This is a genomic window from Methylobacterium sp. E-016, assembly GCF_022829745.1.
Classification (GTDB): domain Bacteria; phylum Pseudomonadota; class Alphaproteobacteria; order Rhizobiales; family Beijerinckiaceae; genus Methylobacterium.
Genome location: NZ_JAKSYF010000140.1, coordinates 24,202 through 36,119, shown reverse-complemented (window position 1 = coordinate 36,119; position 11,918 = coordinate 24,202). Strand labels below are relative to the sequence as shown.

Here is an 11,918-nt window from a genome sequence, read left to right as displayed (position 1 = left end):
CGCATCGCGGCAAACCTCATTAGGGTGCCGCACCCGCGAAGATCCCGTGTCACAGTCCAGCGTCCCAGCCCATGTCCGCGCCCCTCCACCTCGACCCCGACCTGATCGAGGCCGCCGCCACCGCCGCCGCCTGGCCGTTCGAGGAGGCGCGCAAGCTCGTGGCCCGGCTGGAGCGCCGGCCGAAGCCGGAGGTGCTGTTCGAGACCGGCTACGGGCCGTCGGGGCTGCCGCATATCGGCACCTTCGGCGAGGTGGCGCGGACCTCGATGGTGCGCCACGCCTTCCGGGTGCTGACGAAGGACGCCGTGCCGACGCGGCTGATCGCGTTCTCCGACGACATGGACGGCCTGCGCAAGGTGCCCGACAACGTGCCCGAGCGCGCGATGCTGGCCCAGCACCTCAACCAGCCGCTGACCCGGGTGCCCGATCCGTTCGGCACGCATGACAGCTTCGGCGCGCACAACAACGCGGAGCTGCGCCGCTTCCTCGACGCCTTCGGCTTCGACTACGAGTTCCGCTCGGCCACCGACTGCTACCGCTCCGGCGTGTTCGACGCGGCCCTGATGCGGGTCGCGGAGCGCTACGACGCGGTGATGGCGATCATGCTGCCGTCGCTGCGCGCCGAGCGCTCGGCCTCGTATTCCCCGTTCCTGCCGCTGCACCCGGTGACCGGGGAGGTGATGCAGGTGGTGGTCGACGCGGTGCACGCGGACCGGGGAACGCTCGCCTGGCGCGACCCGAAGACCGGCGAGGCCTACGAGACCCCGATCACCGGCGGCCACGCCAAGCTGCAGTGGAAGCCCGACTGGGCGATGCGCTGGGTGGCGCTGGGCATCGACTACGAGATGGCCGGCAAGGACCTGATCGATTCGGTGAAGCTCTCCGGGCAGATCGCCCACGCGCTCGGGGGCGAGCCGCCGGAAGGCTTCAACTACGAGCTGTTCCTCGACGAGAAGGGCCAGAAGATCTCCAAGTCGAAGGGCAACGGGCTGACCATCGACGACTGGCTCGCCTACGGCACGCCGGAGAGCCTGAGCCTGTTCATGTACAACAAGCCGCGCGAGGCCAAGCGGCTGTTCTTCGACGTGATCCCGCGGCACGTCGACGAGGTGCTGAGCTTCTCCGAGCGCTACGCCGCGCAGGACGCCAAGCTGCGCCTGGGCAACCCCGTCTGGCACATCCATGCCGGCAACCCGCCCGCGCCGGAGCGGATCGGGGAGGGCGCGCAAGGGGGGTCCAAGGGCAGCGTGAGCTTCGCGATGCTGCTCAACCTCGTGGCGGTGGCCAACGCCGAGGAGCCGGGCGTGCTCTGGGGCTTCATCCGGCGCTACGCCGCCGACGTCGGCCCCGAGACCCATCCCGGCCTCGACCGGCTCGTCGGCCACGCGCTGGCCTACTTCCGCGACTTCGTGCGCCCGGCCAAGAGCTACCGGGCGCCGAGCCCGGAGGAGCGCGCGGCCCTCGACGACCTCTCCGCGTCGCTCTCCGAGCACGACGGCTCGACCGACCCGGAGGGCTTGCAGGCGGTGGTCTACGAGGTCGGGCGGCGGCACTTCCCGGACCTGTCGGGCAAGGGCAAGAGCCCGGACGGACGGCCCGGCGTGTCGCAGGCGTGGTTCACGACGATCTACAACGTGCTGTTCGGCGAGGCCCGCGGCCCGCGCTTCGGCTCGTTCGTGGCGCTCTACGGCGTGGCGGAGACCCGCGCGCTGATCGCCAAGGCGCTGTCGGGCGAGCTGCTGGCCGAGCACGCGGCGTTCACGGCGAGCCGCGCAGCGAAATCCGCCTGACGGGCGTTCGCGGGATCGTCACGCACCGCGCGTGACGCACCACCATCGGATCGGGCGCTCGGGGGCAGGGGCATGATCGTACGGGACCTCGCCGGGCTCGAGGCCATCTACGGCGACCACCTCGCCCCGGCCTCCGTGGTGAAGGAGAGCGAGCGGATCACCGCGCACTACGCCGCGCTGATCGCGGCCTCGCCCTTCGCGATCCTCGCCACCGCCGGCCCGGAGGGGCTGGATTGCAGCCCGCGGGGCGACGGTCCGGGCTTCGTCCGGGTCGTCGACCCGCACACCCTGGTGCTGCCCGACCGCCGCGGCAACAACCGGATCGACAGCCTGCGCAACGTCGTGCGCGATCCGCGCGTCGCCCTGCTGTTCCTGATCCCCGGCTCGGGGACGACCTTCCGCGTGAACGGGCGGGCCGTCGTCTCGGCCGATCCGGCCCTTCTGGAAAGCTTCGCCGTCGACGGGCAGGCGCCGCGCACCGCCCTCGTGGTCACCGTCGAGCAGGCCTACTTCCAGTGCGCCCGCGCCGTCGTCCGCGCGCAGCTGTGGGATCCCGCCCGCCACGTCGAGGCGGGGACGCTGCCGAGCCCGGGGACGATCCTGGCCGCACTGAGCGCGGGCGAGGTCGGCGGCCGCCCCTACGACGAGGCCTGGCCGGCACGCGCGGCCGCCACCCTCTGGTAGGGCGGCCGGGCGCGCTCACGCGTTCGGCACCGCCACCTTCTGGCGCAACCCCGCGATCACCGCGCGCAGGATGTCGGCGCCCGCCTCCGCGCCGGCCTTGGCGCTCATGTCGCCGCGCACCGCGTAGATGCGCTCGTGCACGAAGGCGAGCTTGGCGATCACCGCGGGCGTCAGGCGGAACGGGTAGAGGTCGGGCTGCCCCATGCTGCGGGACAGCGAGTTCACCGCATAGGTGAGCGGCAGCCACGCCGCGATCAGCTTGTCGAGGTCGGGCGTGCGATACGGATCGAAGTCGATCACCACCGGCTCGCTGCCGCCCCGGCGCAGCTGCGGCCGCAATTGGAGCGCGAAGGTCGAGGCGGTCTCCACCGTGTCGACGATGTGCAGGTAATGCGCCCAGGTCTCGGCGAAATCCTCCCACGGGTGGCTGGTGGCATAGGCCGAGACGAAGGATTCCTCCCAATCGCCCGGCGCGCCGTGGGCGTAGTGGTTCTGCAGGGCGCCGACGTAGTTCAGGCTCTCGTCGCCGAACAGATCGCGGAACGTCCACAGGTGCGGGCTGTTCTGGACCAGCAGGTACCAGAAGTAATGCCCGATCTCGTGGCGGAAATGCCCGAGCAGGGTGCGGTAATGCTCGCCGAAGCGGATCCGGCGCCGCTCGCGCTCGACGTCGTCGGCCTCGGCGATGTTCATGCTGATCAGGCCGTTGAGGTGGCCCGTGAGCACCGGCGGCCCGATCAGGAAGCTCTCGGACGGGTCGACCAGGAAGTCGAAGGCGAGCCCGTCGGTGTATTGCGCACGGGTGGCCAGCGGCAGGTCGAGGCGCAGCAGCGAGTAGAACAGCCGGTGCTTGGCCGCCTCGACCTGGCGCCAGCGGGTCAGGTTCCAGGCGAGCGTCAGGTCGGGGACGACGCGGTTGTGGCGGCAGGTGACGCAGAACGTCTCGGGCGCGTCGTCCGGCACGAGCCAGTTGCAGGCCGCGTGCCGGGCGTTGGCGCAGAAGCGGTAGCGCTGGCCGGGCCGCGCGTAGGCGTGGAAGGTCTGCGCATCGGCCGAGCCCGGATGGGCCGAGCGGACCGACGGCTCGAGCGCGGAGATCTCATGCACCTCGCAGACGTAGCCGAGGCGCCGCTGGCAGCTGTCGCAGGCCGTGCTCTCGAAGGTGAGCGGCTGGTCGCAGGCTTGGCACTGGAAGATCTTCATGGCGGGTCCCGGCGCCCGAGGCGGGCAAGCACCCTGTCGTCGAAGGCGTCGTCGGCAGTCGTCGGCGGCCGCCGCCGGGCGGACCGTCCTCGCCGCATCAAACGGGCTTGCCCGGCAAAGTTCCCGGGGGGCGCGGCACGGGGAGGACGCGGCGCGCCGCCCGGAGCCGGACGCCGCATGGAAATTGCTTGCGCCCTCCCCTTTGCCGCATAAGGCGCAGACGAGGGCACCGCCGGATTCGATCCGGACGCCACCTGCTTCGCCCAGACGAGAGTGCCCGTGTCGATCAAAGCCGCCCTGCACCACGTCACGCACTACACCTACGACCGGCCGATCGCGCTCGGGCCGCAGGTGATTCGCCTGCGGCCGGCGCCGCATGCGCGCACGAAGATCCCCTCCTACACCCTCAAGGTGACCCCGGAGAACCACTTCGTGAACTGGCAGCAGGACCCGAACGGGAACTGGCTCGCCCGGCTGGTCTTCCCGGAGAAGACCAGCGAGCTGAAGATCGAGGTCGACCTCACCGCCGACATGTCGGTGATCAACCCGTTCGACTTCTTCGTCGAGGACTACGCGCAGGCCCGCCCGTTCGCCTACGCTCCCGACCTCGTCGCCGAGCTGGCGCCCTACCGCGTCCTCGACGACGCCCAGGGGCCTGAGATCGACGGCTTCCTGGCGCGCCTGCCGTCCGAGCCGAACACCGTGCTGTTCCTGGTGGCGCTGAACGCGCAGATCAGCCGCGAGGTCGCCTACGGCGTCCGGATGGAGCCGGGCGTCCAGACGCCGGCCGAGACCCTGACCCTGAAGAGCGGCTCCTGCCGCGATTCGGCCTGGCTCCTCGTCCAGGTGCTGCGCCGCATCGGCTTCGCCGCCCGCTTCGTCTCGGGCTACCTGATCCAGCTCGTGCCCGACACCACCGCGGTCGACGGCCCCGAGGGCACCAAGACCGACTTCACCGACCTGCACGCCTGGGCCGAGGTCTACCTGCCCGGCGCCGGCTGGATCGGGCTCGACGCCACCTCCGGCCTGCTCTGCGGGGAGGGGCACATCCCGCTGGCCGCCACCCCGCACTACCATTCGGCCGCGCCGATCTCGGGGCTCGCCGAGCCGGCCAAGGTCGAGTTCGGCTTCGAGATGACCGTGGCGCGCGTGGAGGAGAGCCCGCGCATCACCAAACCGTTCTCGGACGCGGTCTGGGCGGCCATGGACGCCCTCGGCGACCGGGTCGACGCCGACCTCGTCGCCCAGGACGTGCGCCTGACCATGGGCGGCGAGCCGACCTTCGTCTCGATCGACGACTTCGAGGCGCCGGAATGGAACATCGCCGCCGTCGGCCCGTCGAAGCGGGGGCTGGCCGACAAGCTGATCCGCCGCCTGCGCGACCGCTTCGCGCCGGGCGGCATGCTGCATTACGGCCAGGGCAAGTGGTATCCGGGCGAGAGCCTGCCGCGCTGGGCCTTCGCCCTGTACTGGCGCCGCGACGGCCGCCCGATCTGGCGCGACGCCGACCTGATCGCGCGGGAGGACGGCCCGAAGACGGCCGACGCCGACGCCGCGCGTCGCCTGATCGATGCGGTCGCCGGGCATTTCGGGCTGCAGGACTACGTGATGCCGGCCTACGAGGACCCGGCGCAGTGGGAGGAGAAGCGCGCGGAGCTGCCCGTCAACGTGACGACGCAGGAGGCCAAGAGCGGCTCGGTGGAGTTCGATTCGCGCATCCACCGCGTCTACGAGCGGGGCCTCGGCAACCCGGCCGGCTTCGTGCTGCCGCTCGCGAGCCTGCCCACCGGCAAGGACGGCGATTCCGACCGGGTCTGGATCTCCGAGGCCTGGGATTTCCGCCGCGGCCACGCGTTCCTGGTGCCCGGCGACTCGCCGCTGGGCTTCCGCCTGCCGCTCGGCTCGCTCCCGTACGTGCCGCCGGAGCATTACCCCTACTACCAGCCGCAGGACCCGCTGGAGCCGCGCGAGCCCCTGCCCGAGGGGCATGCCCACGAAGGAACCGGCGAAGGGACCGGCAAGCGAACGGTCAACGGCGGCGGCATCACCGGCGTCGCGGTGCGCACCGCGCTCGCCATCGAGCCGCGCGACGGGACGCTGCGGGTGTTCATGCCGCCGACCCAGCGCGCCGACGAGTACCTCGAGCTGATCGGCGTCCTGGAGGAAGCCGCGTCGGGGCTCGGGCTCGCGATCCACGTCGAGGGCTACGAGCCGCCCTTCGACCCGCGCCTCAACGTGATCAAGGTCACCCCCGACCCGGGCGTGATCGAGATCAACGTCCACCCGGCGACCTCCTGGCGCGACGCGGTGGCGATCACCACCGACCTCTACGCCGACGCCCGCCAGACCCGGCTGGGCGCCGAGAAGTTCATGGTGGACGGGCGCCACACCGGGACGGGCGGCGGCAACCACGTGGTGATGGGCGGCGCCACGCCCGACGACTCGCCGTTCCTGCGCCGGCCCGACCTCCTGAAGAGCCTGGTGCTGTACTGGCAGCGCCACCCGGCGCTCTCGTACCTGTTCTCCGGCCTCTACATCGGCCCGACGAGCCAGGCCCCGCGCATGGACGAGGCCCGCCACGACGGCCTCTACGAGCTGGAGATCGCCCTGGCGCAGGTGCCGGGCCCGGACGAGCCCAACATCCCGCGCTGGCTCGTCGACCGGGTGTTCCGCAACATCCTCGTGGACGTCACCGGCAACACCCACCGGTCCGAGATCTGCATCGACAAGCTGTACTCGCCCGACGGGCCGACCGGGCGGCTCGGGCTGCTCGAGTTCCGCGCCTTCGAGATGCCGCCGGACCCGCGCATGAGCCTCGCGCAGCAATTGCTGCTGCGGGCGCTGGTGGCGTGGCTGTGGCGCGAGCCGCAGGTCGGCGGCTGTGTCCGCTGGGGCACGGGCCTGCACGATCGCTTCATGCTCCCGCATTTCCTCTGGGCCGACTTCCTCGACGTGCTGGAGGATCTGCGGGCCGCGGGCTACGACTTCGACCCCACGGCCTTCGAGGCGCAGGCCGCGTTCCGCTTCCCTGTCTTCGGCCGGGTCGAGCACGGCGGCGTGAAGCTCGAGCTGCGTCAGGCGCTGGAACCGTGGCACGTGATGGGCGAGGAGGGGACCAGTGCCGGCACCGTCCGCTTCGTCGACAGCTCGGTCGAGCGGCTGCAGGTCAAGGTCGAGGGCTTCGTGCCCGGCCGCCACGTCATCGCCTGCAACGGCCGGCGCCTGCCGATGACCGGCACCGGCACCGGCGGCGAAGCGGTCGCGGGCCTGCGGTTCAAGGCCTGGCAGCCGGCCTCGTCGCTGCACCCGACGATCCCCGCGCACTCGCCGCTGACCTTCGACATCCTCGACAGCTGGAGCGGGCGCGCGCTCGGCGGCTGCCGCTATCACGTCGCCCACCCCGGCGGCCGCAACTACGAGACACATCCCGTCAACACCTACGAGGCGGAGGGGCGGCGCCTCGCCCGCTTCCAGGCCCACGGCCATACGCCGGGCAAGATCGCGATGCCGGCGCCCGAGACCAACCCCGAATTCCCGCTCACGCTCGACCTGCGCACGCCGAAGCCGACATGAGCCCGACGCTGGCGGCGGCACAGGTCACGGCAGGACGGCACGCACCGGCCGACGCGGACGCCGCGGACGAGCCGGACCGGCTCGCGCGCTGGGCCGACGGCTATCGGCCCGAACCCGGCCGGCCGGACGAATATCTCGACGCGGACGGCCGCGCGCGCGGCGCGTGGCCCCGGCTGCTCGAGCGGCTCGCGCGGCTGAGCGAGCCCGAGATCATGGCGCGCTTCGTCTCGGCGGAGCGTCACATCCGCGACACCGGCATCTCGTTCCGCATCTACGGCGACCAGCGCGAGCATGCCTGGCCGTTGGGCTCGCTGCCGCTGGTGATCGAGGCGGCCGAGTGGCGCGCCTTGAGCGCCGGGCTGATCCAGCGGGCCGAGCTGATGGAGGCGGTCCTCGCCGACGTCTACGGGCCGGGCCGCCTCGTCGCCGACGGCCTCCTGCCGGCCGCCGTGGTCGCCGGCAGTCCCGAGTTCCTGCGCCCGCTGCACGGGGTCGCGCCTCCCGGCGGGCGCTGGCTCAAGCTCTACGCCGCCGATATCGGCCGCGGGCCGGACGGGGCCTGGCGTGTGCTGGCCGACCGGACGCAGGCGCCCTCCGGCCTCGGCTACGCCCTGGAGAACCGGATGGTGCTCGGCCGCACCTTCCCGGACGTGCTCGAGAGCCTGCAGGTCGAGCGCTTCCCGGCCTTCTTCCAGGCGTTCCGCGAAGGCCTGGCGGCCGGGTCCGCGCGCTCGGACCCGCGCATTTGCCTGCTGACCTCGGGGCCCTACAGCAGCACCTACGTCGAGCAGGCGGCGCTCGCGCGCTATCTCGGGCTGATGCTGGTCGAGGGCGACGACCTCGTCATGCAGGACGGGTGCCTGCACGTGCGCACCGTCTCCGGCCTGAAGCGGGCCGACGCGGTCTGGCGCCGGATCGACGGCGACTTCCTCGATCCGCTGGAGCTCAACCCGGCCTCGCGGCTCGGCATCCCCGGCGTGATCGAGGCCTTGCGCAACGGCAGCCTGGTGATGGCCAACATGCCGGGCTCCGGCGTGGTCGAGTCGGCGGCCCTCAGCCCGTATCTCGAAGGGATCGCGCAGCGCATCCTCGGCGAGGGCCTCAGGCTGAAGAGCCCGCCGGCGTGGTGGTGCGGCGATCCGGCCGGTCTCGCCCACGTTCGGGACAACCTCGACGCGATGACGCTGCGCCCGGCCGCCACCCCGCAGCGCGGGGCGGGGCGCGACGCGATCCTCGGGCCGCAAGCGCTCGCCGCCGAGCGCGAGCGGGTGATCGCGGCCTTCCACGACCGGCCGTTCGACTTCGTCGGCCAGGACCTCGGGCCGCTCTCGACCATGCCGGCCTGGGAGCGGACCGACCGGGGCCTGCACCTCGTCCCCCGCCCCTTCGCGCTGCGCGTGTTCGCCGCCCGCACCCCCGACGGCTGGCGGGTGATGCCCGGCGGCTTCTGCCGGGTCTCGGAGCGCGAGAACGTCGACCCGATCGAGATGCGCCTCGGCATCCGCTCGGCCGACGTCTGGATCCTCTCGGAGAACCCGGTCGACACGCGCCATCTCGGGCAGCAGGCCACGCCGCGGGTCCGGCGCATCTCCGGGCACCTGCCCTCGCGGGCGGCCGACGGCCTGTTCTGGTTCGGCCGCTACGTCGAGCGGGCCGAGGCGGTGATCCGCCTCGTGCTGGCGCACCTGCGCAGCGTCGGCGACGCCGTCGTCACCGACATCTCCGGCGACACCGCGGCGCCGACCGCGCTCCGCATCCGCGCGCTCTTGGAGGAATGGGGGGCGGCCAGCTCCGCCGACATGCCGACGGCGGCACTGGCGCAGGAGGCCCTGGTCGGGCGCGAGGTCCACGGCTCCGCCCGCGCCCACGTGATCTCGGCCCGCACCAACGCGGCGACCCTGCGCGCCCGGCTCTCGGGCGAGGCTTGGCGGGTGCTCGCCGACCTGATCGACCTGCTCTCGCTGGACACCGCCCGGGCGTTCACCGAGTCGCAGCTGCTCGGCCGGGCCGAGCGGGCGCTGAGCCACATCGCGGCGCTCTCGGGCCTGACGCACGAGAACATGAACCGCGCCGCCGGCTGGCACTTCGTCGATCTCGGACGGCGGATCGAGCGGGCGATCAACACCTGCGCCTTCACGCTGGCCTTCGGCCACGACGAGGCCGGGGCCGACTGCCTCGGCGTCCTGCTCTCGCTCGCCGATTCGCAGGTCACCTACGGCGCGCGCTACATGCAGGGCGTGGCCCTCGACCCCGTGCGCGACATGGTGCTCCTCGACCCCTACAACCCGCGCTCCGTCGCGTTCCAGGCGGAGGCGATCGGCCGGCACCTGGCCGAGCTGCCGGCGCTCTCGGCCGACGGCATCCCCGAGCCGCATTGCCGGCTGGCCGCGCGGATCGTGGCGACCCTGCGCAGCGGCGAGGCCGCCGACTTCGACGGCGTCGGCCTGGCGCGGATCGAGGACGACCTGGAGCGGCTCGCCGACACCATCGCCGGCCGCTACTTCCCGAACGGGCCGCACGCCCTGCGGCCCGAGAAGCTGGCGGGCCTAGCGTGATCTACACGCTGCGCCACGTCACCACCTACACCTATGCGAAGCCGGTCGGCTTCGCGCGCTGCTCCCTGCGCCTGAAGCCCGCCGACGGCGAGGGCCAGAGCGTGCTCGAGAGCGCGGTGACGATCGACCCGAGCCCGGCGACCGCGGTGATCCGGCGCGACTATTTCGGCATCGAGACCGTCGGCATCACCCTGGACGCGCCGCACACCCGGTTCCGGGTCGAGGCGCTGTCGAAGGTGCGGGTCGAGCGCGGGCCGCTGCCGGCGCCCGAATCCGGCCGCAGCTGGGAGGCGGCGCGGATGGCGGCGATCGCGTCCCGCGATCTCGGGGCCGACGCGCCGGTCCACTTCCTGTTCCCGAGCGCCCGGGTGCCGCTGCTGCCGGCGGTGACCGACTACGCGCGGGCGAGCTTCTCGCCCGGGCGCAGCGCCTACGGCGCCGCCTTCGACCTGATGGCACGCATCCGCGCCGACTTCCGCTTCGACGCGAAGGCCACCGACGTGCACACGCCGTTGGCCGAGGCCTTCGCCCTGCGCGCCGGCGTCTGCCAGGATTTCGCCCACGTGATGATCGCCGGGCTTCGCGGCATCGGGCTGCCCGCGGCCTATGTCAGCGGGTATCTCCGCACGATCCCGCCGGCCGGGCGGCCGCGGCTTCGCGGCGCGGATGCGAGCCACGCCTGGGTCGCGGTCTGGTGCGGCGACGGCTGGCTCGGCCTCGACCCGACCAACGGCATCGGGGTTCGCGACGACCACATCGTCGTCGCCCGCGGACGCGACTACGGCGACGTCTCGCCCGTCGACGGCATCGTCAGCGGCTCGGGCAAGCAGAAGCTCAAGGTCGAGGTCGACGTCATCCCGCAGGATGAGCAGGACGAGATCGGGGCGCTGGCCCTCGTCGGCTGAGCGCGGTCGCGATCAGCGGCCCGGATCGAGCTGCAGGGTGAAGCGTTGCCGCGGGTCGCGCCGGAACGACAGCAGGTCGGCCATCGCCGCGAGATGCGCGCGCAGCCGCAGGGCCGCGGCGCCGATCCGCGGATGCGTCGACAGGGCCCGCATCCGAGCGGCGATGCCCGCGACTGCCGCGGCCGCCTTGCCGGAGACGGCGTCGGGCATCCGGCCCGCCGCGCGGCGCAGGTCGGCGCGTGGGCGCGCGGGCCCCGCCCGCTCGGGCGCCGCCACGGGCACGTAGAGCGCCTCGAAGAACGACAGGTCGAGGATGGACGCGCCGTCCGCGTCGGTGACCGCCATCACCGCGTTCAGCAGGCGCGGCTCGCCGCCGTGCTGGACGACGAGGCGGCGGATGATGGTGCGCGCCACCGCGCGCGCCTCGCCGGCGTCCCGGACGAGCTGCCCGGTGCGCTCCGGCAGGTAGGCGTCGTCGAGGCGGATGTTGAAGAACGCGTGGATCATGATCGAACGCCCCGTTCCTGGTTGGGTGGGCCGGCGGGCCCGTGCGACGGCGTCAAGCGGCCTGGGCGCCGGGGTCGACGGCGTCCACGGGCGCGGCGAGCCGCGGGTGGAAGGCGTCGGCCAGGCGCTCGAGGCGATGGGCCATGTCCCGCACCTCGTTGAGGGCGATGGACTTCTGGCCCTCCTTCACCGCGCGCGTGATGTCGCTGATCTGCGTCGTCGCGATGCGCTTCAGCTCGGTCGCGAGCTGGTCCTTGGTCATCATCGGCTTTCGGATCCCGAATGCTAGTCGCGGGACACCGTGGCGCGGCGTCCCTTACCGATCGGTTTCCCATCCCGGCGGGTCGTTGGATGAGCGGTGGACAAGTCGGCCGGCGACAGCGCGCACGACCGGCCGCGCCGCGCCGCCGACCCGTTCGGGTCGGCAGCGGGCGCGGCCGGCGTGGATTCCGTTCGCCGGCCGGTCAGGCCGTGCGGTGCTGCGGGTCGAGGCGCTCGGCGAGGCCGAAGCCGACCCGGACGAGGAGAGCCTCGAGGGTCGCCTTCATCTCCGGCGTGCCGGCCTCCTCGATCAGGCCGTGCGCCTCGATGCAGATCTCGGCGAGGCGCTCCATCGGGTTGTCGGGTTCGGTGGAAGCGGGAAGGGTCTGTCGTGTCATCGGTTCGTTCGCGGGTTGGCGTCGATCGGGGTCCGGCGGCAT

Annotated in this window: 9 protein-coding genes; 5 read left to right on the top strand and 4 right to left on the bottom strand. The window is 72.6% G+C overall.

Annotated elements, in window-relative coordinates; all coding sequences use genetic code 11:
• The first annotated feature begins 71 nt into the window (after nucleotides 1-71).
• Complete coding sequence (locus MKK68_RS20855) at nucleotides 72-1,790, top strand: lysine--tRNA ligase (RefSeq protein ID WP_244032795.1); 1,719 nt, start codon at nucleotides 72-74, stop codon at nucleotides 1,788-1,790.
• 72 nt (nucleotides 1,791-1,862) lie between these two features.
• Nucleotides 1,863-2,474, top strand: a complete 612-nt coding sequence (locus MKK68_RS20850; protein WP_147726591.1) for a pyridoxamine 5'-phosphate oxidase family protein — start codon at nucleotides 1,863-1,865, stop codon at nucleotides 2,472-2,474.
• 15 nt (nucleotides 2,475-2,489) lie between these two features.
• Here MKK68_RS20850 and MKK68_RS20845 read toward each other — a convergent pair whose 3' ends face one another.
• Complete coding sequence (locus MKK68_RS20845) at nucleotides 2,490-3,677, bottom strand: putative zinc-binding metallopeptidase (RefSeq protein ID WP_147843106.1); 1,188 nt, start codon at nucleotides 3,675-3,677, stop codon at nucleotides 2,490-2,492.
• 279 nt (nucleotides 3,678-3,956) lie between these two features.
• Between MKK68_RS20845 and MKK68_RS20840 the strand changes: the two genes are divergently transcribed.
• The 3 genes from MKK68_RS20840 to MKK68_RS20830 are packed head-to-tail and all read left to right on the top strand — an operon-like array spanning nucleotide 3,957 to nucleotide 10,710.
• The gene (locus MKK68_RS20840; protein ID WP_244032793.1) at nucleotides 3,957-7,250 is read left to right on the top strand and encodes a DUF2126 domain-containing protein; all 3,294 of its coding nucleotides are present in this window, start codon (nucleotides 3,957-3,959) and stop codon (nucleotides 7,248-7,250) included.
• A complete protein-coding gene (locus MKK68_RS20835) occupies nucleotides 7,247-9,805 on the top strand; it encodes a circularly permuted type 2 ATP-grasp protein (RefSeq protein ID WP_243933127.1) in 2,559 nt (852 codons plus the stop codon). Before MKK68_RS20840 ends, MKK68_RS20835 begins: the two co-directional genes overlap by 4 nt.
• On the top strand, nucleotides 9,802-10,710 hold the full coding sequence (locus tag MKK68_RS20830) for a transglutaminase family protein (RefSeq protein ID WP_243933126.1): 909 nt from the start codon (nucleotides 9,802-9,804) through the stop codon (nucleotides 10,708-10,710). The genes MKK68_RS20835 and MKK68_RS20830 overlap by 4 nt, the downstream gene beginning before the upstream one ends.
• Nucleotides 10,711-10,722: 12 nt before the next feature.
• On the opposite strand, the gene MKK68_RS20825 is transcribed toward MKK68_RS20830, so the two are convergent.
• From MKK68_RS20825 to MKK68_RS20815, 3 genes are all read right to left on the bottom strand, one after another.
• The gene (locus MKK68_RS20825) at nucleotides 10,723-11,217 is read right to left on the bottom strand and encodes a DUF6894 family protein (RefSeq protein ID WP_243933125.1); all 495 of its coding nucleotides are present in this window, start codon (nucleotides 11,215-11,217) and stop codon (nucleotides 10,723-10,725) included.
• 52 nt (nucleotides 11,218-11,269) lie between these two features.
• Entirely contained in the window at nucleotides 11,270-11,482 is a 213-nt protein-coding gene (locus tag MKK68_RS20820) for a hypothetical protein (RefSeq protein WP_147728746.1), read from the bottom strand.
• A gap of 199 nt (nucleotides 11,483-11,681) precedes the next feature.
• Nucleotides 11,682-11,876, bottom strand: coding sequence for a hypothetical protein (locus MKK68_RS20815; protein WP_147728747.1), 195 nt, complete (start codon nucleotides 11,874-11,876; stop codon nucleotides 11,682-11,684).
• Nucleotides 11,877-11,918 lie beyond the last annotated feature (42 nt).

What these genes read in the sequence shown, in the direction of transcription:
- MKK68_RS20855 (WP_244032795.1), top strand. Translation starts at nt 72, where the DNA reads ATGTCCGCGCCCCTCCACCTCGACCCCGACCTGATCGAGGCCGCCGCC.
- MKK68_RS20850 (WP_147726591.1), top strand. Translation starts at nt 1,863, where the DNA reads ATGATCGTACGGGACCTCGCCGGGCTCGAGGCCATCTACGGCGACCAC.
- MKK68_RS20845 (WP_147843106.1), bottom strand. Translation starts at nt 3,677, where the DNA reads ATGAAGATCTTCCAGTGCCAAGCCTGCGACCAGCCGCTCACCTTCGAG.
- MKK68_RS20835 (WP_243933127.1), top strand. Translation starts at nt 7,247, where the DNA reads ATGAGCCCGACGCTGGCGGCGGCACAGGTCACGGCAGGACGGCACGCA.
- MKK68_RS20825 (WP_243933125.1), bottom strand. Translation starts at nt 11,217, where the DNA reads ATGATCCACGCGTTCTTCAACATCCGCCTCGACGACGCCTACCTGCCG.
- MKK68_RS20820 (WP_147728746.1), bottom strand. Translation starts at nt 11,482, where the DNA reads ATGATGACCAAGGACCAGCTCGCGACCGAGCTGAAGCGCATCGCGACG.
- MKK68_RS20815 (WP_147728747.1), bottom strand. Translation starts at nt 11,876, where the DNA reads ATGACACGACAGACCCTTCCCGCTTCCACCGAACCCGACAACCCGATG.